The sequence below is a fragment of the Streptomyces sp. NPDC057428 genome (assembly GCF_042803195.1).
Taxonomy (GTDB): domain Bacteria; phylum Actinomycetota; class Actinomycetes; order Streptomycetales; family Streptomycetaceae; genus Streptomyces.
Map to the genome: position 1 here is coordinate 43020 of NZ_JBHVCT010000026.1, position 24322 is coordinate 67341.

Sequence of the window (24322 nt, forward strand, 5' to 3'; positions counted from 1 at the left end):
GCGGCACCATTCCGGCCCAGAGCCGGTCCGCCACGATTCCCTTCGCGGGTGTGGACGCGGACCGATGGCCGGACGTCGCCGCCCAGCCGAGGGCCTCGGGGATGAGAACCGCCGTGGCCGAACGGCTCGTACGGCGTTCCCTCTCCGGGCTCCCGCTGCGTGTGCGACTCGCCGGCCGCGACAGCATCGGCCTCGGCGGACCGCTCATGGAGATCCGCAGGCCCGACGCCTTCTTCCGGCGGATCGGCGCCGGCGGGCTCATCGGCTTCGGCGAGTCGTACATGGCCGGTGAATGGGACTCGCCCGACCTCGTCGGGGTCCTGACCGTCCTCGCCGGGCACGCGGCCGAACTCGTGCCCGCGCCTCTGCAGAGGCTGCGGAAACTGTGGGCGCTGCGGCAGCCCACCGCGCAGGCCAACACCCCGCAGGGCTCACGCGACAACATCAGCCACCACTACGACCTGTCGAACGACCTCTTCGCCCTCTTCCTCGACGACACCCTGACGTACTCGTCGGCCGTCTTCCGGGGGTTCCCGGCCGAACACGACCTGCTGCCCGCAGCCCAGCACCGCAAGATCGACCTGCTGCTCGACATGGCCGGAGTGGGCGAGGGCACCGAGCTTCTGGAGATCGGCACGGGCTGGGGCGAACTCGCCCTCCGGGCGGCCGGACGCGGGGCCCGCGTCACCACCCTCACGCTCTCCCGGGAACAGCAGGAACTTGCCAGGGGCCGGATCCGCGCGGCCGGTCACGAGGACCGGATCGACGTGCGCCTCTGCGACTACCGGGACGTCACCGGCACCTACGACGCCGTCGTCAGCGTCGAGATGATCGAGGCCGTCGGCGAGGAGTTCTGGCCGGTGTACTTCCGGACTCTGGAGCGCTGCCTCGCCCCCGGCGGCCGGATCGCACTGCAGGCCATCACCATGCCGGACGACCGGATGCTCGCCAGCCGCAGCACCTACACCTGGATCCAGAAGTACATCTTCCCGGGCGGCCTGCTCCCCTCCACCGAGGCCGTAGAGCGCGTCACCACCGCTCACACCGGCCTGCGGACGCGGCAGCGCAGTACCTACGGCATGCATTACGCCGAGACCCTGAGGCTCTGGCGGGAACGCTTCGAGGAGCGGGCCGCCCAGGTGGACGCGCTCGGCTTCGACGCGACCTTCCGCCGTATGTGGATCTTCTACCTCGCCTACTCGGAAGCCGGATTCCGGTCCGGCTACCTCGATGTGCAGCAGATTCTCCTGACCCGTGAGGACACCGCGTGAACACCTTTGCCGACACCCTGAGGACCGGAGCGGCGCAGCGGATCGCCCCGGTCGTCGAACAGTTCCTCGGCGGCCCGCCGCCGGTCAGGATCAGGATGTGGGACGGCAGCGAGACCGGTCCCCAGGACGCCCCCACGGTGCACGTCCGCTCCCGGCGCGCGCTGCGCCGGCTCCTGTGGCAGCCGGGCGAACTCGGTCTCGCCGAGGCCTACATCACCGGTGACATCGACATCGCCGACAACCTCGCGGACGGACTGCGCGCCATGCGCCGCGCGTCCCGGCAGCAGGGCCTGGAACTGCCCCGCCCCGGCGTCGCCGACCGCCTGCGGGCGGCCGGGACCGCCCTGCGCCTCGGCGCGATCGGCCCGCGCCCGCCCGTCCCGGCGGCCAGGGCCGGGCTGAGCGGGGCGCTGCACAGCAAGGCCCGCGACCGGGCCGCCATCAGCCATCACTACGACCTGTCGAATGCCTTCTACTCCTTGCTGCTGGACGAGACGATGGCGTACTCCTGCGGCTACTGGACCGGCACGGGACCGGACTACGGGCCGGCCGACGCCCAGCGCGACAAGCTGGAGCTGATCTGCCGCAAGCTCGGGCTGCGGCCCGGCGCGCGCCTCCTGGACATCGGTTGCGGCTGGGGCTCCCTGACGCTCCACGCCGCCGCCCGGCACGGGGTCCGCGTCACCGCCGTCACCCTGGCGAAGGAGCAGGCGGCGTACGTGCGCGGACAGGTGGTGGAACGCGGACTGGAGGACCTCGTCGAGGTGCACTGCTGCGACTACCGCGACGTCGCAGGCCTGCCCGGCTTCCGGGGCGGGTACGACGCCGTGTCGACCGTCGAGATGGGGGAGCACGTCGGGGACGCCGAGTACCCGGCCTTCACCGCGCTGCTGCACTCGGTCCTGCGCCCGCAGGGACGCGCGCTGGTCCAGCAGATGTCCCGCGGCTCCACGGCACCCGGCGGCGGGGCCTTCATCGAGTCGTACATCGCGCCGGACATGCACATGCGCCCGCTCGGTGAGACGGTCGGACTCCTCGAAGGGGCGGGTCTGGAGGTCCGTGACGTGGAGTCGATGCGCGAGCACTACGTCCTGACCGTCGAGGCCTGGCACCGGACCCTGGAGGAACGCTGGCCAGAGTTCGTGGCACTCGTCGGTGAGGAGACCGCACGGGTGTGGCGGCTCTACCTGGTGGGCGGCGCCCTGGCCTTCGAGGAACGGCGCATGGGTGTCGACCAGATCCTGTCCGTGCGGCCCGACGCGGAGGGAGCGGCGGACATGTCCCCCACCCGGCACGGCTGGTACGCCGGGCTCGGCGCGGCCGAGCACAGCGGTGACGTCCCGGCCGAACCGGTCATCGCCGGGCAGCGCACCGGAGCCGGCCGGTGAACGGCTTCGCCTGGTCGGCCTTCGCCACGAACCTGGCAGCGGCGGCGGGTGCCGCCCTCGCCGTCATGCTCGGGACCTTCCTGATAGCCCTGCGAAAGCGTCTGCACCGCATCGTCGACGTGGCGTGGGGCCTCGGCTTCGCGGCCGTCGCCCTCGTCTCGTACGCCGTGTCGGCCGGCGAAGGGGACCACGGGCGCCGGCTCCTGGTCACCGTGCTCACCGTCGTCTGGGGTGTACGGCTGGCCGCGCACATCGGCCGGCGGGGCCGCGGCCACGGCGAGGACCCGCGCTACGCGGCCATGCTGGCCAAGGCGCCGGGCCATCCCGATCTGTACGCCCTGCGCAAGGTGTATCTGCTCCAGGGCGCGCTGGTCTGGCTCATCTCCCTGCCGGTGCAGGCCGGTTACTACCTGGCAGGCCCGCTGGACGGATGGGCCTGGGCCGGTGCGGCGTTGTGGGCCCTGGGACTGGGCTTCGAGTCGGTGGGCGATGCCCAGCTGGCCCGGTTCAAGCGCGATCCGGCGAACAAGGGCCGGATCATGGACCGGGGACTGTGGTCCTGGACGCGCCACCCGAACTACTTCGGTGACTTCTGCGTCTGGTGGGGGCTCTTCCTCGTCGTCTGCGCCGACCCCGCGGTGGCGGCCACCACACTGGTCTCGCCCGTGGTGATGAGCCTCCTGCTCACGAAGGGCAGCGGAAAGGCCCTGCTGGAGCGGCACATGGAGGGGCGGCCCGGGTACGCGGAGTACGTCGCCCGCACCAGCGGCTTCTTCCCCCTGCCGCCCGGCACGCCCCGCCGGGGCTGAAACGACAGGACAGCTGGACAAGGGTGTGCCCCCGGCCGGGACATCGGCCGGGGGCACACCCTTCGTGTTTCGTGCATCGTGCTTCGTGCGGGACGGATCAGGCGCTGCGGAACTCCATCAGGGCCACCGGCTCCGAGGTCGGCTCCTCGGAACCGCCCGCCGGCTCGACGGTGATGCCCATGCCGGATGCCTGGTCCACCGGACCGTCCAGCAGCACCGTCTCGTCGGTCGCCGCCGGGTTCATCAGACCGGCCGAGCGCATCGTGCCGTCGTCGTTGAACCACAGCTGGTACACCTTGCCGCCGGGCGGCCGTGTCAGGTGCGATGCCAGGAACACCGCGCGGTTCACGCTCTTCGAGACCACCACCGTGCCCCGCGCGCCGTCCGCCAGGTCCGAAGCACTGGTCGAGGCGTCCGGTGCGGTCAGCACCTGGGCCACCTGCTCGTTGCGCTGCTGCACCCGGGCCGCCTCCTGCCGGGCGTCCTGGGCGACCTGGTTCTGCCACACGGCGACTCCGCCGAGCGCGGCAGCGGCGGCGACGCAGGCGGCCAGGGCGTACGAAGTCCACCTGCCGGCCCGGCCGGTGGACGTCCCGCCGCGCGCACCGCGCCCGCGGGAGGGCGCCTCCTGGCGTACGGTCGCGATCTCCCGCAGCACCCGCTCCTTCATGGGGGGCGGCGGCGCGGCGGACACCGCGAGCCCCAGCCGGGCGGCCGTGGCGGAGAACTCCCGAACCTCCTGGCTGCACGCCTCACACGCCCCCAGGTGGCGCTCGAACGCGACCCGCTCGTCGTCCGGCAGCGCGTGCAGTGCATAGGCCCCGGTCAGCGTGTGCAGCTCGGCGATGCTCATGCGTTCACCCCCAGGCAGTCGCGCAGCCGGATGAGTCCGTCGCGCAGTCGCGTCTTGATGGTTCCCAGCGGTACGGCCAGCAGCTCGCCCACCTCGCGGTAGGTCAGTCCCTGGTAGTAGGCCAGCGTCACGGACTGTCGCTGGAGCTCCGAGAGCGTCCGCAGACAGCGCCGCACCTGCTCCCGCTCGAGCCGGGTCTCGACCTGTTCGGACACCTCGTCGAACTCCGGCGTGCGGTCGAGCAGCGCGGCCTTGTGCTCCCGCGCGGCGGTCGCCTCGGCGGAGCGGACCCGGTCCACGGCCCGGTGATGGGCCAGCGTCAGCACCCAGTTCATGGCGCTTCCGCGGGACGGCTGGAAGCGGGGAGCGGTGCGCCAGACCTCGACGAGCACTTCCTGTGCCACCTCCTCCGACTGGGCCGGATCGCGGAGCACGCTCCGCACCAGGCCGAGAACCGGCCCGCTGACCTGGTCGTACACCCGGGTGAAGGCGTCCTGGTCGCCACGTGCGACCTGGACGAGCAGCTCCTGGAGGTCGGGCCCGGCTGAGGGGATCCCGCTGATATGTACTGCTTCTTTCACGCGGACGTTCCTCCCGGAGCACGCATCGGTTTCCTGGGTGATTCGGAGCCGGTGACCATGCGGATTGGTGAGCGACCCGATATCCTCGCACGCCTTCCCCTCGAACACGCACGCGTCAGCGGGACGCCCTGCGTCCGCTCGCACGGAGGGCGGGTGTGGCCGGTGCGCGCCCCGTCCCCGGGTGACGCAACGCGCGGAGCCCGGTCGCTGTCGGGGACGGCGACCGGGCTCCGGGAGGAGAGTGCGGGAGCGCTACGCGGCGTTCTCCTGCTCGCGCTCGACCTGCTCGTTCCACTCGCGCTTGACCGCGCGCCAGGCGTCGTCGTTCTGGCCGAGCCGCCAGTAGCCCGAGATCGACAGCTGCGTGAGGGGGATGCCGCGCTCCACACGCAGATGGCGCCGGATCTCCTTCACGAAGCCCGCCTCGCCGTGCACGAAGGCCTGCACCTCACCCTCGGGGAAGTCCAGCCCGCTCACCGCGGCGACCAGGCCCTCGCCGACCGGACGCCCGCCCCGGTGCAGCCAGGTCAGCGAGACACCGTCGGGAGTCTCGAGCTTCTGCTCCTCCGACCGGTCCGGCACCTCGACGAAGGCGAGGACCCGCGCGCCCGCCGGCATCTGCTCCAGCGCCACGGCGATCGCGGGCAGCGCGCTCTCGTCGCCCACCAGCAGGTGCCAGTCCGCCGAGGCCTCGGGGACGTAGCCGCCGCCAGGACCGAGGAAGGTCACCTGGTCGCCAGGCCGGGCCCGCGCTGCCCAGGGGCCCGCGAGGCCCTCGTCGCCGTGCACCACGAAGTCGACGGCGAGCTCACGGGCGTCGGGGTCCCAGGAGCGCACCGTGTACGTCCGGGTGGTGGGCCACAGCTCGCGCGGGTACTCCTCGCGGATCGCGGCCATGTCGAACGGATGGGCGTAGTCCGTGCCCTCGGGCGCGAAGCACAGCTTGATGTAGTGGTCGGTGAAGCCCGCGAGGGCGAAACCGGCCAGGCCTTCGCCGCCGAGGACCACGCGCACCATGTGCGGGGTTATCCGCTCGGTGCGCAGGACCTGCGCACCCTGCGCTGTCGGTGTCCGGCGTTGCGGCCGCTCTGCCACGAGGTTCTCCCTGCGTCTGGACATGCCTGAGGTCCTGTGAACTTAGGTTTACCTAAGCTACACCCTCATGCCTGCAGCGTGAGCATGAGCCGCTGCAATGAGCCGCCCAGGCCCCAGCGCCCCGCGAGCTCCTCCAGCGCGGCGGGGTCGCGGGGCTCGCGGGGGAGGGCCGCGTCGAACTCCGGCAGGGGTACGTCGCCGGCGACCCGCACGACCTTCGGGGCGACCGCCACGTAGTCCCGGGCCTCGTCCAGCCGCTTGCGCTGGGACGGCGTCAGCCGGGAAGCCGGATCGTCCACCGCGGCCATGATCCCGGCCAGGTCGCCGTAGGCGTCCAGGAGCTTCGCCGCCGTCTTCTCGCCGATGCCGGGAACGCCCGGCAGGCCGTCACTCGGGTCGCCGCGCAGCAGGGCCAGGTCGACGTATCCGGTGCCGTCCACGCCGTACTTGCCGCGCAGCCACTCCTCGTCCGTCACCTGGAGCGTTCCCACGCCCTTCAGCGGGTAGAGGACCCGCACCCCGCGGGCGTCGTCGACCAGCTGGTACAGATCGCGGTCGCCGGTCACGATGTCGACAGGCCCCGCGGCCCGTCCGGCCAGGGTGCCGATCACGTCGTCCGCCTCGTACGGGAAAACGCCGACCCGGGCGATGCCGAGAGCGTCCAGCACCGCCTCGATCACCGGGACCTGGGGGGAGAGGGTGTCGGGGACCTCCTCCTCGTCGGGCGCGCCCTCGGAGGTCTCGACAGCCACCCGGTGGGCCTTGTAGGTCGGAATCAGGTCGACCCGCCACTGCGGGCGCCAGTCGGCGTCCATGCAGGCGACCAGGTCGTCCGGCCGGTGGTCCTGCACGAGCCGGGCGATGAAGTCGAGCAGGCCCCGCACCGCGTTCACCGGGGTGCCGTCCGGTGCGCGCACCGAGTCCGGTACGCCGAAATAGGCGCGGAAGTACAGGGAAGCGGTGTCGAGGAGTATCAGGCGTCGTGTCACACCCCGATGATGCCGCACACCACCGACAGGGCCGCCGCCGACGGGCGCGCGGTGCCGGACCGGGACCGGGCCGGTATACGCGCAGTTCGCCGGACCAGTCGCCCATTCGAGTGACCTGAATCACACGTGTGTTTGGGTCGCGTAAGTGCGGGCAGGCGCGGCACCGGAGCGGACCACGTCCATTTTTCAACGAATGGCGCGTGCTCTGCGGACCGAATCCGCACCGCTCCACGGTCTGCCCACGGGGGTGGCAGACCGTTTTCGGTTCAACGCGTGAGGTGTATGTGTCAAGGCTGCAGGCCGAGCACTTGTACAAGGTGTTCGGCAGACGACCCGATCAAGCCGTGCAGAAGCTCGAGAGCGGTACCCACCGCGACGAGTTGCGCGCCGACGGAACGACCGCAGCGGTGATCGACGCCTCGTTCACCGTGGAACCGGGACACATCTTCGTCGTCATGGGGCTCTCCGGATCCGGGAAGTCCACGCTCCTGCGGATGCTGAACGGGCTCCTGGAGCCGACGGCCGGCCGTGTGCTGTTCGACGGACAGGACCTCACCGCCCTGAGCCCCCGGGAGCTGCGCGGCGTACGTTCCAGCAAGATCAGCATGGTCTTCCAGCACTTCGCGCTCTTTCCCCACCGGAGCGTGCTCGAGAACGCCGCCTACGGCCTGGAGGTCCAGGGCGTGCCGCGCGCCGAGCGGGAGGAGCGAGCCGCCCAGGCGCTGGAGCTGACCGGCCTCGCGGGCTGGGAGAAGTCCTGGCCGGACGAGCTCTCGGGCGGCATGCAGCAGCGTGTGGGCCTGGCCCGCGCGCTCGCCACCGACGCCGACCTGCTGTTGATGGACGAGTCCTTCAGCGCGCTCGACCCGCTGATCCGCCGCGACATGCAGGACCAGCTCCTGGAGCTGCAGAAGCGGCTGAAGAAGACGATCGTCTTCATCACCCACGACCTCAACGAGGCCATGCGCCTCGGGGACCGCATCGCCGTGATGCGTGACGGCGAGATCGTCCAGCAGGGCACCGCCGAGGACATCCTCGTCCGGCCCGCGAACGACTACGTGGCCTCGTTCATCCAGGACGTGGACCGCTCCCGGGTGCTCACGGCCGGTTCGATCATGGAGAAGCCCGGAGCGGGCGTCTCCCACGCCGACCTGCTGGCCGAGGCGCCGGCGACCGTGACTTCTGAGACCCCCGTCGCGGAGCTCTTCGCCCCCTGCTCGACCAGTGGCGCCGACATCGCCGTCACCGACGCGGAGGGCGGCGTCATAGGCGTCGTCCCGCGCGAGCGGCTGCTCGCCGCGCTCGGCGAGGAACCCAAGGTCGAGCCGCAGGCCGACACCCAGGTGCCGGCCGCCCGGCGTGAGGTCGAGGAGGTGATCGCCGGTGCCTAGGATCTCCTTCGGTTCATGGGTCGAGGACGCGGTCGACTGGCTCCAGTCGAACCTCACCTGGATCTTCGACGCGATCAAGGCCGTGCTCGGCGGCATGTACGACGGCGTGAACGCCGTGCTGGGCAGCGGCGAACCGCTGCTGATGGCCGCCATCTTCGCCGTCATCGCCTTCTGGCTGCGCGGCCTGATCCCCGCCGTGCTCACGTTCGTGGGCTTCGCGTTCATCGATTCCCTCGCCCTCTGGGACGAGGCGATGGACACGCTCTCACTGGTCGTCGTGGCGGCCGTCATCACGATCGTGATCGCGGTGCCCACCGGCATCTGGGCGGCGCGCAACAGCAGGGTCGGCGCCGCGCTGCGGCCGGTGCTGGACGTCATGCAGACGATGCCCGCCTTCGTCTACCTGATCCCCGGCGTCATGTTCTTCGGCGTGGGCGTCACCCCCGGTGTCATCGCCACGATCGTCTTCGCGATGCCGCCCGGCGTCCGGATGACCGAGCTCGGCATCCGCCAGGTCGACGGCGAGCTGGTCGAGGCCGCCGAGGCCTTCGGCACCACACCCAACCACACCCTCACCCGGGTGCAGCTGCCGCTCGCCCTGCCGACGATCATGGCCGGAATCAACCAGGTCATCATGCTGGCCCTGTCGATGGTCGTCATCGGCGGCATGGCCGGCGCGGGCGGCCTCGGCGAGAAGGTGTACGCGGCGATCACCCAGCTCCAGGTCGGCCTCGCCGCCGAGAGCGGCATCGCCGTCGTCATCCTCGCCATGTACCTGGACCGGATGACCGGCGCGCTCAACGAGCGGGTCTCCCCGCTCGGCCGCCGTGCCGCCGCCAAGATCGCCGCCGGTGCGCGGCGGCTGAAGTTCGCGCACTACAAGCCGGGTACCGCCGTCGCGATGACCGGTGTCGTCGTCCTCGCGCTCGTCGCGGGCGGCCTCAACATCGCCGGTTCCGGTGACTCGAAGGCCTCGCAGGCCGACAGTGCGAACGTCGGCAAGGGCCAGAAGATCAACATGGGCTACATCCCCTGGGACGAGGGCATCGCCTCCACGTTCCTGTGGAAGGAGATCCTGGAGCGGCGCGGCTACGAGACCGGCATCACCCAGCTCGACGCCGGTCCGCTCTACTCCGGCGTGGCCCGCGGTGACATCGACTTCCAGACGGACTCCTGGCTGCCCACCACGCACAAGGACTACTGGGACAAGTACAGCGACCAGCTGGACGATCTCGGTTCCTGGTACGGGCCGACGTCGCTGGAGCTCTCGGTCCCCTCGTACGTCAAGGGCATCGACTCGCTCGAGGACCTCAAGGGCCAGGGCAAGAAGTTCGACGGCAAGATCATCGGCATCGAGGCCAGTGCCGGGATGATGGGCACCCTGAACAAGAAGGTGCTCAAGGAGTACGGCCTGGAGGGCGAGTACAAGGTCGTCTCCTCCAGCACCTCATCGATGCTCGCCGAGCTGAACCGGTCGATCAAGAAGAAGGAGCCGGTCGTGGTGACCCTGTGGTCGCCGCACTGGGCCTACGGCAAGTACGACCTGAAGAAGCTCAAGGACCCGAAGGGTGCCTGGGGCAAGGGCGAGCAGATCCACACCGTCGCGCACAAGGGCTTCGCGAAGAAGTCGCCCGCCGTCGCGAAGTGGCTCAAGGACTTCAAGCTCACCGAGAAACAGCTCACGAGCCTCGAGAACGAGATCCAGAACGCCGGTCAGGGCAAGGAGCAGGACGGTGTCCGCACCTGGCTGAAGAAGAACCCCGGACTCGTCGACAAGCTGGCCCCGGTGCCGGGCGGCGCCGGCGGCACGCAGCAGGGCAAGGACGCGGGCAGGACCGTCAACATGGGGTACTTCCCGTGGGACGAGGCCATCGCCAGCACCTACCTCTGGCAGAACATGCTGGAGGACCGGGGTTACAAGACGACGGTCAAGCAGCTCGACCCGGGTCCGCTGTACACCGGTCTCGCGCAGGGCCAGCTCGACGTCCAGTTCGACTCCTGGCTGCCGACGACGCACAAGGACTACTGGGACCGCTACAAGGACAACCTCTCGGACCTGGGCTCCTGGTACGGGCCGACGTCGCTGGAGCTCTCGGTCCCCTCGTACGTCAAGGGCATCGACTCGCTCGAGGACCTCAAGGGCCAGGGCAAGAAGTTCAACGGCAAGATCATCGGCATCGAGGCCAGTGCCGGGATGATGGGCACCCTGAACAAGAAGGTGCTCAAGGAGTACGGCCTGGAGGGCGAGTACAAGGTCGTCTCCTCCAGCACCTCATCGATGCTGGCCGAGCTGAACCGGTCGATCAAGAAGAAGGAGCCGGTCGTGGTGACCCTGTGGTCGCCGCACTGGGCCTACGGCAAGTACGACCTGAAGAAGCTCAAGGACCCGAAGGGTGCCTGGGGCAAGGGCGATCAGATCCACACGGTCGCCAAGAAGGACTTCGCGAAGGACTTCCCGGAGCTGACCGGCTGGCTGAAGGACTTCAAGCTCAGCGAGGCGCAGCTGGCCTCGCTGGAGGTGGAACTCCAGAAGGGCGGCGCCGGCAAGGAGAAGGAGTCCGCCCGCCGGTGGATGGACGCCAACCCGGACGTCGTGGCGAAGCTGGCGCCCGTCGGCAGCTGATCCACGCACCGTGCACGAGGAAGGGGGCGGCCCGGGTAGCGAACCCGGGCCGTCCCCTTCAGGCTTGTCTCAGGGAGTCCCCCGAGGTTTCCCGTCCGTCCGGTTCGCCGGCTTCACCTCCCTCACGCGAACGACATGCGTAGGGTGCTGGCAACCGGGGGATGGCGAACCGGGGAGGGAGCCGGACATGGACGACAAGGAAGCCCTTCGAGTGGGTGCCGCGGTTCGCCGACGCCGCAGGACCCTCGGACTCACCCTGGCCGCGGTGGCCGGGCGCAGCGGTCTTTCCGTACCGTTCCTCAGCCAGATCGAGAACGAGCGGGCCAGACCGAGCCCACGGTCCCTGGACCGGGTGGCGGAGGCACTGGAGACCACGACCGAGCGGCTAAGGGCGGCGGCGGACTCGGCGCGCGCCGTGGACGTCGTACGGGCCGACGACGAGGACGGCGTCCGTCGGCTCGTGCGTGGCCGCCATCAGCTCAGCGCCCTGGAGTTCACCGGTGAACACGATCTCGGCCGCGAGTTCCAGCACCGGAACGACGAGGTGATGTACGTCGTGGAGGGCGCCGTCGAGGTCGAGGCGGAGGGCAGGGCGCACCGGCTCGGCCGGGGTGACAGCCTCTTCCTCTCGGGCGGTGTCCGCCACCGCTGGCGGGCGACCGGACCCGGTACCCGGCTGCTGGTCGTCTCGGTGGCCGAGCACATCGACGCGACGTACGACGCGCGGCGCTGACGGGCGCCTCCGGGGCCGGGCTGGTCGTGCTGCCCGGCGAGCCCGGCCGCTTAACGGCCACGGACGGGCCCGAGGCCCTTCCCGGCCTCCGGGCCGTACTGGTCCACGGGCGGCACCCTCACGTGGTAGGGGCTGTCGCCGGCCGAAGCGGCCGGGGCGCTGCGAGCAGCGCTCCGCTGAACAGTCCGCCCAGCGTCCGTACGCCTGCGAAGGCCCAGGCCGTGACCAGCAGTGCGTATAGCGCCACGGCCAGCCACGTGAAGGCGGCCAGTCCGGTGTGCCGTGACAGCCCTGCCGCGCCGGTGACGCAGGTGCCCACGGGGAAGGTGAACCCCCACCACGTCATCGTGAACCCCATCCCGCGCCGCAGCGCCCGGACGACCATCGCGGCGGACAGGGCGAGCCACAGCAGGGCGAAGCCCATCACCGGCACCCCGTACAGTACGGCGAACGCGCCGAAGGCGGGGGCGTAGGGCGCCGCGATCGCTCCGGGCGCCACGTCGGCGAGCTGATTGACGGCGGTCGTGGACTGGCCAAGCGGACCGAGCACCAGGAAGAGCGCCGGTGTCAGCGCGAGCGGCAGCGGGCCCTCGTGGACCAGCCGTGCGAAGACGAGCGGCAGCACCACCAGGGTCGCCAGCAGGGACAGCCCGAACATCGCGTAACAGGCCAGCAGGAGCGCCTCCCGCCACTGGCCGGACGGCAGCTCGGGCACCAGCAGGGGGCCCACCGCCGCTGAGACCATGGGCGCCACCAGCGGCAGCAGCCACACAGGCGACGCACTGCCCGGCCCCGGACGGTGGCGTACGACCATCAGGTACGGGATCACGACGGCGGCCGCCAGGCCCGCGACCGTGCCCGTGGTGAACAGCGCGGCGTCCACGGCGACGGCGGCCGTATGACCGATGACGTCCCGCCCGACGGAGAGGGTCCCCGCGCCGACGGCGAGCAGCGCCATGGGCATGCAGCCGTAGAAGGGTGCCACCGCGGGGTCCAGGAGATGCGCCTTCGCCTGGTCCCGGTGGTGGATCCAGTGGCCGGCGCGCGCCGAGAGCACCGCGACGAGTACCGCTGCCGACCCGGCCCAGACTGCGAGGCACAGGCCGCGCAGTCCCGGTACGTGGACGGGCAGCGCCGCCCCGGCCGTGGCGACGATCGCCGTGCCCATGACGGTCGCGTACCAGTTCGGGCCCAGGTGCCGCAGGGAGGGGAGGCGGGCGGTCGCGCCGGGGTCGGAGCCCGCGCCGACGACGGCGCGCGGGGCGTGCGTCCGGATCCGTGGATAGATGGCCATGCCAATATTTTCGGGGGGCGGAGTCCCTGCCACCAGGGAGCCCGGACCTATGAGGTCATAAGCTGTATTTATGTCCCCCTCGGTCCCTCCCGTCGGCGCCCCGGTGCCTCCCCCCGGCCCCGCGCGCCCTCTCGACGCGCCCGGTGGCGACGCCTCAGCCTCGCTGCCGCACCGCGTGCCCGACCTGGGCGCCATGGTCCTGCTGCTCGCGGTCGCCCGGCACGGCAGCCTCGGCGGCGCCGCGCGGGAGGTGGGGATCACCCAGCCCGCGGCGTCGAGCCGCATCCGGTCCATGGAACGGCGGCTCGGTGTCGCGCTCCTGGACCGTTCGCCGCGCGGCTCCCGGCTGACCGACGCCGGCGCCCTCGTCACCGACTGGGCGCGCCGGGTCGTCGAGGCGGCCGAGGCGTTCGACGTGGGCGCGCAGGCGCTGCGCGACCGGCGGGACTCCCGGCTGCGGGTCGCCGCCAGCATGACCATCGCGGAGTACCTGATGCCCGGGTGGCTGATCGCCCTGCGAGCCGGGCGTCCCGACACGGCCGTGTCCCTGCTCGCCGGGAACTCCGCCGCCGTGGCGCAGCGACTGCTCGCGGGTCAGGCCGACCTCGGCTTCGTCGAGGGCCTGTCCGTGCCGGAGGGTCTCGACGGCACGGTCATCGCCCACGACCGCCTCGTCGTGGTGGTCGCCCCGCCGCACCCCTGGGCCCGACGGCGTAGGCAGCTGACGCCCCGGGAGCTCGCGGCGACCCCCCTGATCCTGCGCGAGCACGGTTCGGGGACACGGCAGGTGCTGGACGCCGCGCTCGCCGTGCACGGTGGACTGGCGCGCCCCCTGCTGGAACTCTCCTCCACCACCGCGGTCAAGGGGGCCGCGGAGAGCGGGGCCGGGCCCTGCGTACTGAGCGAACTCGCGCTCGACGAGGAACTCGCGGCCAGGCGTCTGGTCGAGGTCCCCGTCGCGGGTGTCCGGCTGCGCCGGCAGCTGCGCGCGGTCTGGCCCGCGGGTCACCGGCCCACCGGTCCTGCCCGCGACCTGCTCTCCCTGACAGCACACCCCTCGGGTCCGGCGCGCGGCTGAGCCGGCACCCTGCCGCGCGCGGAGACCGGCCTGCGCGCGGTCACCGGGTCCGCGCGCGGCGCATGTGTGACCGGCGGGTCCGTCAGGCGCGGTCCGCCACAGGCCGTCCCGCTCGTGCGCCCGCGCGGGCCGCCTCCACCAGCGCCCGCATGATGCGCAGGTCGTCGCCCATCTCCGGGTGCCACTGAACGCCCAGCACCCACTGGGCGCCCGGTAGTTCGACCGCCTCCACCGTGCCGTCCGCCGCGTGCGCGCACACCACCAGGCCCGTTGCGAGGCGGTCCACGGCCTGGTGGTGGTACGTCGGTACGGAGGCCTCCTCGGGGACCAGCGAGGCGTACAGCGTGCCGGGCACCGGTGTCACCGTGTGCTCGCCGAGGACCCCCGCCTTGCCGAACGGGCCCGCGTGGCCGTCCAGATGCTGGGTCAGCGTGCCGCCCAGGGCCACGTTCAGCAGCTGCATACCCCGGCAGATACCCAGCACCGGGGTGCCCGCCGCCCTAGCCGCGCGGAGCAGGGCGACCTCCCAGGAGTCGCGCTCGTGGGAGGGCGGGCCCGTCCTGAAGTCGCGTTCCGCGCCGTACAGCCCTGGATCGACGTCCGCCCCGCCGGCGATGACCAGCCCGTCCAGCCGGGCCACGACGTCCGCGGCGCGTTCCGGGGTGTCCGGCGGCAGCAGCGCGGCCAGGCCGCCGGAGCGCTGCACCAGCCGCGGATATGCCGAGGGGAGTACCGCCGCCGGTAGTTCCCAGACGCCCCAGCGAGCCGCCGGCTCCAGATAGGTCGTCACGCCGATGAGCGGTTCGTGCATGGTGCGGTCCCTCCGGCGGCCGGCCTGCGGGCCGGCCCGGTGCAATGGTGTTGCGACATACCTTTGTTCGTAGCGGGCCGCCGCGCAAGAGCGGTGATCCGGAAGAGCGGGATCAAGCCAGAAAACCCCTGAGCAACGCGGCCGTGCCCGCGCAGTGCTCCCGGGTCACCGCGCGGGCCGCCCCTTCGTCGCCGTCGAGCACCGCCTCGACGAGGGCCGTGTGCTGGGCTTGCGAATGCTCCAGGTTCCGCACGAGCAGGGGTATGCAGTCCAGCAGGTCGTTGACGGTCGCCCGGACCGCCGCGTACCGGGCCGAGAGGGACGGGGAGCCCGAGAGCTCGGCCAGTGTCAGATGGAAGAGGGTGTCGAGTCTGCGGTAGTCGGGCAGGGGTGCCTCGTGTGTCGCCGCCAGAGCCGTACGCAGCCGGTCCGCCCCAGCGTCGTCGAGCCCGCGCGACGCGCACAGGCCCGCCGCGCCCGCTTCCAGTACCTCGCGGAAGAGCAGCACGTCCTCGATGTCGGTGTCCGCCACCCTGCGGCGCAGCTCACCCCCGTCGGCGGCGCCGCCCCGGGGAAGCACGAACGTACCGCCGTACCTGCCGCGTCTGGCCTCCACCAGCCCCTGGTCCTGGAGGACCTTCAGCACGTCGCGCAGGGTGACGCGGCTGACGCCGAGGAGGCCGGCCAGCTCGCGCTCGGCGGGCAGTCGCCCACCTGCGGGGACCAGGCCGAGCCGGACCACTTGGAGTATCCGCTCCAGAGCCTCCTCGAAGCCGTTGCCCGCCCGCACCGGCCGCAGCGCGGGCAGCACCAGCTCGGACGGCCCCGGTTTCCTGGTCTCCTCCGCCACGTCCCGATCCCCTTCCCCCCAATGGTTTTCTCCCATACCTTAAGCCTTCCGGCTGACCGAACGAGGAGTGTCCCGTGGCAGACCGAACACCGCCGCTCCAGGTCGAGGAGCTCCGTAGGCTCGTCGCGAGCGGTGAGATCGACACCGTCGTCCTCGCCTTCCCCGACATGCAGGGCAGACTGCAGGGGAAGCGGTTCGCGGCGTCGTTCTTCCTGGACGAGGTGCTCGAACACGGCACGGAGGGCTGCAACTACCTGCTCGCCGTCGACACGGACATGAACACCGTCGACGGTTTCGCGATGTCCTCCTGGGCCGACGGCTACGGCGACTTCGCGATGCGCCCGGACCTCGCCACCCTGCGCCGCGTCCCCTGGCACGAGGGCACGGCGCTGGTCATGGCAGACCTCTCCTGGGAGGACGGGACACCCGTCGTCGCCGCGCCCCGCCAGATCCTGCGGCGGCAGCTGGAACGGCTCGCCGGGCACGGACTGACCGCCCACGTCGGCACCGAGCTCGAGTTCATCGTCTTCAAGGACACCTACGAAGCGGCGTGGGACCGCGACTACCGCGGTCTCACACCGGCCAACCAGTACAACATCGACTACTCCGTCCTCGGCACCGGCCGCATCGAGCCACTGCTGCGCCGCATCCGCAACGAGATGGCCGCCGCCGGGCTCACCGTCGAGTCCGCCAAGGGCGAGTGCAACCCCGGCCAGCACGAGATCGTCTTCCGCTACGACGAGGCCCTCGTCACCTGCGACCAGCACGCCGTCTACAAGACCGGCTCCAAGGAGATCGCCGCGCAGGAGGGCGTCTCGCTCACCTTCATGGCCAAGTTCAACGAGCGCGAGGGCAACTCCTGCCACATCCACCTCTCCCTCCAGGACGCCGACGGGCAGAGTGTCATGGCGGGCGAGGACGGGACGATGTCCCCCGTGATGCGGCACTTCCTCGCGGGCCAGCTCGCCGCCCTGCGCGACTTCTCCCTGCTGTACGCGCCCAACATCAACTCCTACAAACGGTTCCAGCCCGGCTCCTTCGCCCCGACCGCCGTCGCCTGGGGCCACGACAACCGCACCTGCGCCCTGCGCGTCGTGGGACACGGCCGCTCCCTGCGCTTCGAGAACCGGCTGCCCGGCGGCGACGTCAACCCCTACCTCGCCGTCGCCGGTCTCGTCGCGGCCGGGATCCACGGCATCGAGAACGGGCTCGAACTCCCCGAAGCCTGCGAGGGCAACGCCTACACCGCCGGATACGACCAGGTGCCCACCACGCTGCGCGAGGCCGCCTGCCTCTGGGAAGCCAGCGAGGTCGCCCGGGAGGCCTTCGGCGACGAGACCGTCGCGCACTACCGCAACATGGCGCGCGTCGAACTGAAGGCGTTCGACGCCGCGGTCACCGACTGGGAACTCCGCCGCTCCTTCGAACGCCTGTGAGGAAACCCTTGATCCACGAGCACCGCGTCCTCGACCCGGCGACCGAGCAGCTCGTCGCCACCGTCCCGGCCACCACCGCCGCCGAGGTCGACGCCGCCGTCACCCGCGCCGCCGCCGCCCAGATCCGCTGGGCGGCGCTGGCCCCCGCCGACCGGGCGCGGCTGCTTCGCCGCTTCGCCGTGCTCGTCGACGAGCAGAGCGAACAACTGGCCAGGCTGGAGGTCACCGAGGCCGGCCACACCCTGGGCAACGCCCGGTGGGAGGCCGCGAACGTACGGGACCTGCTGGACTACGCGGCCGGGGGAGTGGAGCGCCTCACCGGACGTCAGATCCCCGTACCGGGCGGAATCGACCTCACCCTCCTGGAACCGCTCGGCGTCGTCGGCGTGATCGCCCCGTGGAACTTCCCGATGCCGATCGCCGCGTGGGGCACGGCCCCTGCCCTGGCGGCCGGGAACGCCGTACTCCTCAAACCGGCCGAGACCACTCCGCTCACCGCTCTGCACCTGGCCCGGCTGGCACTCGACGCGGGTCTGCCCGAGCACCTCTTCCAGGTGCTGCCGGGCGCCGGTGACGTGGCGGGCAACGCCCTGGTCGAGCACCCCGGTGTCGCCAAGATCGTCTTCACCGGATCGACCCGCGTCGGCAAGCAGGTCATGGCCAGGTGCGCGGACCGGGTGAAACGGGTGACGCTCGAACTCGGCGGCAAGAGCCCCAACATCGTCTTCGCCGACGCGGACATCGAGGCCGCGGCGGCCTCCGCACCCATGTCCTTCCTGGACAACGCCGGCCAGGACTGCTGCGCCCGCACCCGCATCCTGGTCCAGCGTTCCGTGTACGACCGCTTCCTCGAACTCCTCCTCCCCGCGCTCGCGGCCGTGGTCGTCGGGGACCCCTCGGACGAGAAGACCCAGATGGGTCCGCTGATCTCCCGCACCCAGCTGGAGCGCGTGCGCGCACTCGTCCCCGAGGACGCGGACGGCATCCGGGGCAGCGCACCCACCGGCTCCGGGTTCTGGTTCCCGCCGACCGTGCTCACCGGTGTCGCCCCGGACGCGCCCGTCGCAACCGAGGAGGTCTTCGGGCCCGTCGCCGTCGTGCTGCCCTTCGACGACGAGGCAGACGCCGTCCGGCTGGCCAACGCCACCGAATACGGCCTGGCCGGCTCGGTCTGGACCCGCGACGTGGGACGGGCGCTGCGCGTCTCCCGGGCCGTCCGCGCCGGCAACCTGTCCGTCAACTCCCACTCCGCCGTCCGCTACTGGACTCCCTTCGGCGGGTACGGACAGTCCGGACTCGGCCGTGAACTGGGGCCCGACGCCCTCGCGGCCTTCACCGAAACCAAGAACGTCTTCATCGGCACGGAGGCCTGAAACGCATGAGCACAGACACCGGGTACATCTGCCGACGTCTCACCGGCCGCACCGCGGTCATCACAGGGGCGGGAAGCGGCATCGGCCTCGCCACCGCACACCGGCTCGCCTCGGAAGGGGCCCACGTCGTCTGCGGTGACATCGACGAGAGCGCGGGCAGGGCCGTCGCCGAGGACGTCGCAGGCACCTTCGTCAGGGTCGACGTGACCGACCCCGGCCAGGTCGAGGAGCTCTTCGCGGCGGCGGACGACACCTACGGCTCCGTCGACATCGCCTTCAACAACGCCGGCATCTCGCCGCCCGACGACGACTCGATCCTCACGACCGGGCTGGAGGCGTGGAAGCGGGTCCAGGACGTCAACCTCACCTCCGTCTACCTCTGCTGCAAGGCCGCCCTGCCGTACATGCGGCGTCAGGGCCGCGGCTCGATCATCAACACCGCGTCCTTCGTGGCCCGGATGGGCGCCGCGACCTCCCAGATCTCGTACACCGCCTCCAAGGGCGGCGTCCTCGCGCTGTCCCGCGAACTGGGGGTGCAGTTCGCGCGTGAGGGGATCCGGGTCAACGCCCTGTGCCCTGGGCCGGTCAACACCCCTTTGCTCCAGGAGCTGTTCGCCACCGACCCGGAGCGGGCGGCACGCCGGCTCGTGCACATCCCCCTGGGCCGGTTCGCCGAGGCGAAGGAGATCGCGGCAGCCGTCGCCTTCCTGGCGAGCGACGACTCCTCGTTCGTCAACGCCAGCGACTTCCTGGTGGACGGCGGAATCGCGGGGTCGTACGTGACCCCGCTGTAGGAGCCCGGGGCCGTCCAGCCGTTCGCACGGCAACTGACCACCCAGGGCCGGGCGCTTCAGAGGAACGTCAGACCTTCACCGCGGTACGTCGGGACGGTCGCGGTGATCCGGTCTCCCTCGATCAGCCGCAACTCGTCGAATCGCTCGCACAGTTCGCCGGCCTTGGCGTGCCGGAACCACACCTTGTCCCCGATGAGCAGATCGTCCGCGGGAGCGCCGAGCAGGGGCGTCTGCACCTCTCCGGCGCCCTCCTGCGGGTCGTAGCGCAGCCCCTCGGGCAGATACGGCACCGGCAGGCGGTCCACGCCGGGCGCGCCCGACGCCGGATAGCCGCCGCCGAGCACGGTCACGACGCCCACTCCCGGCCGCCGCACCACCGGCAGGGCGAACAGGGCGGCCGGACGGCCCGTGAACGACGTGTAGTTGTCGAACAGCCGTGGCACGTAGAGTCCGGACCCGGCCGCGATCTCGGTCACCGCCGACTCGGCCGCGGTGTGCTGCACGCTCCCCGTGCCACCGCCGTTCACGAACTCCAGGTCCGGCGCCACCGCACGGACCGCCCGCACGACCTCCGCGCGCCGGGCCGCCAGTTCCTTCCGCGCCGCCGCCTGCATCAGCCTGACCGCACGCGAGAGCAGGGGCCGGCCGGCCACCGAGTCGCCGACACCCGCGACATGGCCCTCGTACGCCATCAGACCCACCAGTCGGAAACCGGGCCTGCGCCCCACCGACCTTGCCAGCTCCGCGAGTTGGCCGGGGGAGCGGAGCGGGGAGCGCAGCGCGCCGACCCTGACCCGGCCACCGAGCAGCCGCAGCGATGTGTCCAGTTCCAGACAGACCCGGATCTCCTCGGAACCCCCGGCCCGCGCCGCGTCGATGAGCTCCAGCTGCGCAGGGTCGTCCACCATCACCGTCACGGCGGCCGCGAGCTTGGGATCGGCCGCGAGTTCCGCGTAGGCGGCCCGGTCGGCCGACGGATACGCCAGCAGTACGTCGTCGAACCCGGCCCGGGCCAGCCACAGGGACTCGGCCAGGGTGAACGACATGATCCCGGCGAACCCCGGACGCGCGAGCACCCGCTCCAGCAGCGCGCGGCAGCGCACCGACTTGCTCGCCACCCGGACGGGCTTCCCGCCGGCCCGGCGAACGAGGTCGTCGGCGTTGGCGTCGAAGGCCTCCAGATCGACGACGGCCAGCGGCGCGTCGAGATGGGTGGTGGCCCGGTCGTAGCGGCCCCGGTCAGCTCTGCGGACAGTCATCGGAGTCCTTTCGTGGATACCCCGGCCTTCAGGCCGGGGAGGAGACGAACCCCTGCGGAGCAGGGCAACGGCGGGGTCTCGCCGCCAGGCGAAAGGCCGTGTTCCGACCAGCAGGTTCGATCTTCACACAAGCCTCTGCTAGTTGTGAGCCATGACTACCAGTCACGTGAAGCGGGCGTTCAAGTACCGCTTCTATCCGACGGATGCGCAGGCGGCGGAGCTGTCGCGCACCTTCGGATGTGTGCGGAAGGTCTACGACCTGGCGCTCGCCGCACGTACGCAGCCCGGAAGAAGTCCCGCCGGTCGGCGGAGTACACCACCAGCGGCTTCCGTTTCCAGGGCGGCCGTCTCACTCTCGCGAAGATGAAGGACCCGCTGGACATCGTGTGGTCGCGGCCTCTGCCTGAGGGTGCTTCGCCGTCCACGGTGACGGTGTCGCAGGATCCGGCGGGGCGCTGGTTCGTGTCGGTGCTCGTCGAAGACCCCTCGGTGAAGGCGTTGCCCACCGTGGACGCGGCGGTCGGTATCGACGTGGGCCTCACCACCTTGATGACCCTGTCGACCGGGGAGAAGGTTTCGAACCCGAGGCATGAGCGTCGCGACCGGGCCCGTCTGGCGAAGGCGCAGCGGAACCTGTCCCGGAAGGCGAAGGGCTCCAACAATGGGGCGAAGGCCCGGCTGAAGGCCGCGAAGGTGTATGCCCGGATCGCCGACCGGCGTCGTGATCACCTGCACAAGCTGTCGACTCGACTCGTGCGTGAGAACCAAACGCTCGTGATCGAGGACCTGACCGTCCGCAACATGGTCAGGAACCGGAGCCTGGCCCGCGCCATCAGTGACGCGTCGTGGGCCGAGTTCCGCACCATGCTGGAGTACAAGGCCGGGTGGTACGGGCGGGACGTGGTGGTCGTTGACCGCTTCTTCCCCTCGTCGAAGCTGTGCTCGAACTGCGGCACCATGGCATCGAAGATGCCCCTGCACGTGCGAACGTGGACGTGCGACCTTCTGGCGGCCGGGCTGGCCGTGACAGTCTGTGGAGCTGGTGTAAGACCTCAACGGAGTTCTCCGGGCGGGGCGTCGGCGACGAAGCAGAAAACCCCACGGCGCGAGCCGTAGGACTCCCCTCCCTCAGGGAGGGGAGGATGTCAAGGCCGCAGCTTGCCAGACCGTCGTACCAGTGGGTAGGGGACGTTCGGTACAGATCCCCCCGGGGCTTCCTTCCCGTGCCCACCGGGCGCCGTCCACCCCGTAGAGTGACCGTCACGCGACGGACGGACGGGCCCGTGCCCGACGGTGGTCCGTGTGCGGTAAGGGGACGCGGACCAGGGGGTCGGATGAGTACCGAAGCGCAGCGCGCTCCAGTGCCGCCCCGCCCGGCGGTGCCGCCTGCCGTACCGGGTCCGCCGCCCCCACGCGCCGAGCCCGCACCGCCGCCCCCGCGCAGGGAACCCGGACCACCGGTGCCGGGAGCCGAGCCCGGACCCGCGGAGATCACCACCCGGCTGCGAGCCGTGCCTCCCCCGCATCAGGTGCCTCCGCCCCCGCCCGCCACCCGGCGCAGGCCCGTCGGAGCGGTGGACCTCACCCCACGCCCCGGTGCCACTCCCGCTCAGCCCGGTGCCTACTACGCTTACGCGGAGACACCCGCCGAGACCACCACGCGGCTGCGCCCCGTCAAGGCGGGAAGTCCTGTCAGGGCCGCGCTCGCCGGGGTCTGCGCCGTACTCGGTCTCGGGCTCATCGGCGGCGCCGTCACCGGGAGCTGGCTCACCGGGGACTCCGCGGCGGAGACCGGAGCCGACGACGCCTACGCGGCAAGCCGCTCCGCCTGGCACAGCGTGCCCGTCGACACCCTCTTCCCGCGGACCCTGAAAGGCGACGGCGCCGGCCCCGGGGCGACGGACCGGGTCTGGACCCGGATCGGCGTCGCCGATGACGGCGGATGTGCGGCGGGGCTCGACCCCCTGCTGCTCAGGACGCTCCGCCCGGTCGGCTGCGAGCGCCTGGTGCGCGCCACCTACACCGACGCCACCCGCACCAGCGTCACCACGGTCGGCATGGTCTTCACGGAGGCCGACGCCACGTCGATGAGCGCACTCGGTACGCGGTTCGAGACTCAGAAGCTCGCCGAGCGCTCCGACCTGATGCCCCGCACCTACCCCGTGGAGGGCACCGCCGCGGCAGGCTTCGGAGCCCGGCAGCGCGCCAGCTGGACGGTGCACGTCCTGACCGAGGTGCCCGTCGTCGTCTTCTCGGTCTCCGGCTTCGCGGACGGCCGTACCGTCGCCGAGCCGCAGCCTGCCGCCGGAGCCATGAAGGCCGGCGCCGCGACGGTCGCCGCCCAGGCCGGGCTGGGGCACGAGGCGAAAGGCGTCGCCGACCGGATCGAGCGCGCCCTGCGCAGGACCGTCGCCGCCCTCACGGAGAAGCCGGAGTGACCCGCCCCCGCCCGCGCAGGGTGCTCGTCGCGGCGGCCACGGCCGCCGCCTTCGTGGTGCTGCCCGCCGTGCCGGCCCGGGCCGATGCGATCAGGGACCAGCAGTGGGGCCTGGAGGCCCTGCACACCGACCGCGCCTGGCAGACCACCAAAGGCGAGGGGATCACCGTCGCCGTCCTGGACACCGGGGTCGACGACCAGCACCCCGACCTCGCCGGGCAGGTGCTGCCCGGCAAGGACCTCATAGGCTTCGGGGCCGGCCGCGGAGACGGCTCATGGGCTCTGCACGGCACCGCGATGGCGGGCATCATCGCGGGCCGCGGCAACGGTCCCGGACGGGGTGACGGCGTCCTCGGAGTCGCGCCCGGGGCGAAGATCCTTCCGGTCCGGGTGATCCTCGAATCCAACGACCCGTCGCGCACCAAGGCCCGTGAGTCACGCGGCACCGCGCTCGCCGAGGGCATCCGCTGGGCCACCGACCACGGCGCCGACGTCATCAACCTCTCCCTGGGAGACGACAGCAAGTCCGCCCACCCGGAGCCCGGCGAGGACGCCGCCGTGCAGTACGCACTGGGCAAGGGAGTGGCCGTCGTCGCCTCCGCGGGCAACAGCGGCGAGAAGGGCGACAGGGTTTCCTATCCCGCCGCCTACCCGGGCGTGATCGCCGCAGCCGCCGTCGACAGGTACGGCACGCACGCCGCCTTCTCCACCCGTCGCTGGTACGCCACCGTCAGTGCCCCCGGCGTCGACGTCGTCGTCGCCAACCCCGACCGGCACTACTACGTCGAGTGGGGCACCTCGGCCGCCTCGGCCTTCGTCTCGGGTGCCGTCGCGCTCGTGCGCGCCGCACACCCGGGGCTGTCACCCGCCCAGATCAAGGCACTGCTCGCGGACACCGCCCGAAACTCACCCTCGGGCGGGCGTGACGACGCCCGGGGCTACGGTCTGGTCGACCCCGCCGCCGCGATCGAGGCCGGCGCGAAGACGCGCCCCGACGATCTGGACGCCCGGTCCGCCGAGGCCGGATACCACGAGCGGTACTTCGGTACGGGGCCCGCTCCCGAGCGTCAGGACGAGGACCCGGCCGGCTGGCTCGCACCCACCGCCGGCGGCCTCGGAGCCGTACTCCTCACCCTGGCCGTCGTGCTGTGGCGGGGCAGGAACACCGCCGGACGCCGGAGCACCCCGTACGCCCCGGGCGGGCCGCGCTGACGGACACCGGGGTCCGCCAAGCCCGCGACCGGTGTGCGAGCCCTG

Annotated in this window: 20 protein-coding genes and 1 pseudogene; 13 read left to right on the top strand and 8 right to left on the bottom strand. The window is 71.6% G+C overall.

Annotation, left to right across the window (positions count from 1 at the left end; translation table 11 throughout):
* Nucleotides 1-8: 8 nt before the first annotated feature.
* Genes ACFU5K_RS13310 through ACFU5K_RS13320 form a run of 3 tightly spaced genes read left to right on the top strand, consistent with a single transcriptional unit; the run spans nt 9 to nt 3468 of the window.
* Nucleotides 9-1271, top strand: a complete 1263-nt coding sequence (locus ACFU5K_RS13310; protein ID WP_384060185.1) for a class I SAM-dependent methyltransferase — start codon at nt 9-11, stop codon at nt 1269-1271.
* Nucleotides 1268-2659: a class I SAM-dependent methyltransferase gene (locus ACFU5K_RS13315; RefSeq protein WP_384060123.1), complete on the top strand. Its 1392-nt coding sequence runs from the start codon at nt 1268-1270 to the stop codon at nt 2657-2659. The genes ACFU5K_RS13310 and ACFU5K_RS13315 overlap by 4 nt, the downstream gene beginning before the upstream one ends.
* On the top strand, nt 2656-3468 hold the full coding sequence (locus ACFU5K_RS13320; protein ID WP_384060125.1) for a DUF1295 domain-containing protein: 813 nt from the start codon (nt 2656-2658) through the stop codon (nt 3466-3468). Before ACFU5K_RS13315 ends, ACFU5K_RS13320 begins: the two co-directional genes overlap by 4 nt.
* Nucleotides 3469-3565: 97 nt before the next feature.
* On the opposite strand, the gene ACFU5K_RS13325 is transcribed toward ACFU5K_RS13320, so the two are convergent.
* From ACFU5K_RS13325 to ACFU5K_RS13340, 4 genes are all read right to left on the bottom strand, one after another.
* Entirely contained in the window at nt 3566-4321 is a 756-nt protein-coding gene (locus tag ACFU5K_RS13325) for an anti-sigma factor domain-containing protein (RefSeq protein ID WP_384060128.1), read from the bottom strand.
* Nucleotides 4318-4902, bottom strand: a complete 585-nt coding sequence (locus ACFU5K_RS13330; RefSeq protein WP_384060130.1) for a sigma-70 family RNA polymerase sigma factor — start codon at nt 4900-4902, stop codon at nt 4318-4320. Before ACFU5K_RS13330 ends, ACFU5K_RS13325 begins: the two co-directional genes overlap by 4 nt.
* Before the next feature lie 252 nt (nt 4903-5154).
* Nucleotides 5155-5997, bottom strand: a complete 843-nt coding sequence (locus ACFU5K_RS13335; protein ID WP_384060188.1) for a siderophore-interacting protein — start codon at nt 5995-5997, stop codon at nt 5155-5157.
* Between the two features lie 65 nt (nt 5998-6062).
* Nucleotides 6063-6971, bottom strand: coding sequence for a 5'-3' exonuclease H3TH domain-containing protein (locus ACFU5K_RS13340; RefSeq protein WP_384060191.1), 909 nt, complete (start codon nt 6969-6971; stop codon nt 6063-6065).
* A gap of 299 nt (nt 6972-7270) precedes the next feature.
* Here ACFU5K_RS13340 and ACFU5K_RS13345 point away from each other — a divergent pair, with 299 nt between their 5' ends.
* From ACFU5K_RS13345 to ACFU5K_RS13355, 3 genes are all read left to right on the top strand, one after another.
* Complete coding sequence (locus ACFU5K_RS13345; protein ID WP_384060132.1) at nt 7271-8377, top strand: glycine betaine/L-proline ABC transporter ATP-binding protein; 1107 nt, start codon at nt 7271-7273, stop codon at nt 8375-8377.
* The gene (locus ACFU5K_RS13350) at nt 8370-11000 is read left to right on the top strand and encodes an ABC transporter permease/substrate binding protein (protein ID WP_384060135.1); all 2631 of its coding nucleotides are present in this window, start codon (nt 8370-8372) and stop codon (nt 10998-11000) included. The genes ACFU5K_RS13345 and ACFU5K_RS13350 overlap by 8 nt, the downstream gene beginning before the upstream one ends.
* Before the next feature lie 187 nt (nt 11001-11187).
* The gene (locus ACFU5K_RS13355; RefSeq protein ID WP_384060138.1) at nt 11188-11733 is read left to right on the top strand and encodes a helix-turn-helix domain-containing protein; all 546 of its coding nucleotides are present in this window, start codon (nt 11188-11190) and stop codon (nt 11731-11733) included.
* A 118-nt stretch (nt 11734-11851) separates the two neighbouring features.
* On the opposite strand, the gene ACFU5K_RS13360 is transcribed toward ACFU5K_RS13355, so the two are convergent.
* Nucleotides 11852-13027: a TDT family transporter gene (locus ACFU5K_RS13360; RefSeq protein ID WP_384060141.1), complete on the bottom strand. Its 1176-nt coding sequence runs from the start codon at nt 13025-13027 to the stop codon at nt 11852-11854.
* Between the two features lie 193 nt (nt 13028-13220).
* Here ACFU5K_RS13360 and ACFU5K_RS13365 point away from each other — a divergent pair, with 193 nt between their 5' ends.
* On the top strand, nt 13221-14105 hold the full coding sequence (locus ACFU5K_RS13365) for a LysR family transcriptional regulator (protein WP_384060194.1): 885 nt from the start codon (nt 13221-13223) through the stop codon (nt 14103-14105).
* A gap of 82 nt (nt 14106-14187) precedes the next feature.
* On the opposite strand, the gene ACFU5K_RS13370 is transcribed toward ACFU5K_RS13365, so the two are convergent.
* Both ACFU5K_RS13370 and ACFU5K_RS13375 read right to left on the bottom strand, forming a co-directional pair.
* Complete coding sequence (locus ACFU5K_RS13370; protein WP_384060143.1) at nt 14188-14916, bottom strand: gamma-glutamyl-gamma-aminobutyrate hydrolase family protein; 729 nt, start codon at nt 14914-14916, stop codon at nt 14188-14190.
* 112 nt (nt 14917-15028) lie between these two features.
* Nucleotides 15029-15766, bottom strand: coding sequence for a FadR/GntR family transcriptional regulator (locus tag ACFU5K_RS13375; protein WP_384060145.1), 738 nt, complete (start codon nt 15764-15766; stop codon nt 15029-15031).
* Between the two features lie 74 nt (nt 15767-15840).
* Here ACFU5K_RS13375 and ACFU5K_RS13380 point away from each other — a divergent pair, with 74 nt between their 5' ends.
* From ACFU5K_RS13380 to ACFU5K_RS13390, 3 genes are read left to right on the top strand one after another with little or no spacing between them, the layout of a single operon-like run.
* Nucleotides 15841-17202, top strand: coding sequence for a glutamine synthetase family protein (locus ACFU5K_RS13380; RefSeq protein WP_384060148.1), 1362 nt, complete (start codon nt 15841-15843; stop codon nt 17200-17202).
* Nucleotides 17203-17210: 8 nt separating this feature from the next.
* Entirely contained in the window at nt 17211-18575 is a 1365-nt protein-coding gene (locus ACFU5K_RS13385; RefSeq protein ID WP_384060151.1) for an aldehyde dehydrogenase family protein, read from the top strand.
* A gap of 5 nt (nt 18576-18580) precedes the next feature.
* Nucleotides 18581-19369, top strand: a complete 789-nt coding sequence (locus tag ACFU5K_RS13390) for a 3-oxoacyl-ACP reductase (RefSeq protein WP_384060153.1) — start codon at nt 18581-18583, stop codon at nt 19367-19369.
* A 56-nt stretch (nt 19370-19425) separates the two neighbouring features.
* Here the strand turns inward: ACFU5K_RS13390 and ACFU5K_RS13395 are convergent, their stop codons facing one another.
* Complete coding sequence (locus tag ACFU5K_RS13395; protein ID WP_384060156.1) at nt 19426-20628, bottom strand: amino acid deaminase/aldolase; 1203 nt, start codon at nt 20626-20628, stop codon at nt 19426-19428.
* 151 nt (nt 20629-20779) lie between these two features.
* On the opposite strand from ACFU5K_RS13395, the pseudogene ACFU5K_RS13400 reads away from it, so the two are divergent.
* From ACFU5K_RS13400 to mycP, 3 genes and pseudogenes are all read left to right on the top strand, one after another.
* Nucleotides 20780-21744 (top strand): annotated as a pseudogene (locus tag ACFU5K_RS13400) (RNA-guided endonuclease InsQ/TnpB family protein).
* A gap of 218 nt (nt 21745-21962) precedes the next feature.
* The gene (locus ACFU5K_RS13405) at nt 21963-23066 is read left to right on the top strand and encodes a hypothetical protein (protein ID WP_384060159.1); all 1104 of its coding nucleotides are present in this window, start codon (nt 21963-21965) and stop codon (nt 23064-23066) included.
* Nucleotides 23063-24277: a type VII secretion-associated serine protease mycosin gene (mycP, locus tag ACFU5K_RS13410; protein WP_384060161.1), complete on the top strand. Its 1215-nt coding sequence runs from the start codon at nt 23063-23065 to the stop codon at nt 24275-24277. Before ACFU5K_RS13405 ends, mycP begins: the two co-directional genes overlap by 4 nt.
* The last annotated feature ends 45 nt before the right edge of the window (nt 24278-24322 follow it).

What these genes read in the sequence shown, in the direction of transcription:
- ACFU5K_RS13325 (WP_384060128.1), bottom strand. Translation starts at nt 4,321, where the DNA reads ATGAGCATCGCCGAGCTGCACACGCTGACCGGGGCCTATGCACTGCAC.
- ACFU5K_RS13395 (WP_384060156.1), bottom strand. Translation starts at nt 20,628, where the DNA reads ATGACTGTCCGCAGAGCTGACCGGGGCCGCTACGACCGGGCCACCACC.
- ACFU5K_RS13355 (WP_384060138.1), top strand. Translation starts at nt 11,188, where the DNA reads ATGGACGACAAGGAAGCCCTTCGAGTGGGTGCCGCGGTTCGCCGACGC.
- ACFU5K_RS13360 (WP_384060141.1), bottom strand. Translation starts at nt 13,027, where the DNA reads ATGGCCATCTATCCACGGATCCGGACGCACGCCCCGCGCGCCGTCGTC.
- ACFU5K_RS13370 (WP_384060143.1), bottom strand. Translation starts at nt 14,916, where the DNA reads ATGCACGAACCGCTCATCGGCGTGACGACCTATCTGGAGCCGGCGGCT.
- ACFU5K_RS13390 (WP_384060153.1), top strand. Translation starts at nt 18,581, where the DNA reads ATGAGCACAGACACCGGGTACATCTGCCGACGTCTCACCGGCCGCACC.
- ACFU5K_RS13365 (WP_384060194.1), top strand. Translation starts at nt 13,221, where the DNA reads ATGGTCCTGCTGCTCGCGGTCGCCCGGCACGGCAGCCTCGGCGGCGCC.
- ACFU5K_RS13405 (WP_384060159.1), top strand. Translation starts at nt 21,963, where the DNA reads ATGAGTACCGAAGCGCAGCGCGCTCCAGTGCCGCCCCGCCCGGCGGTG.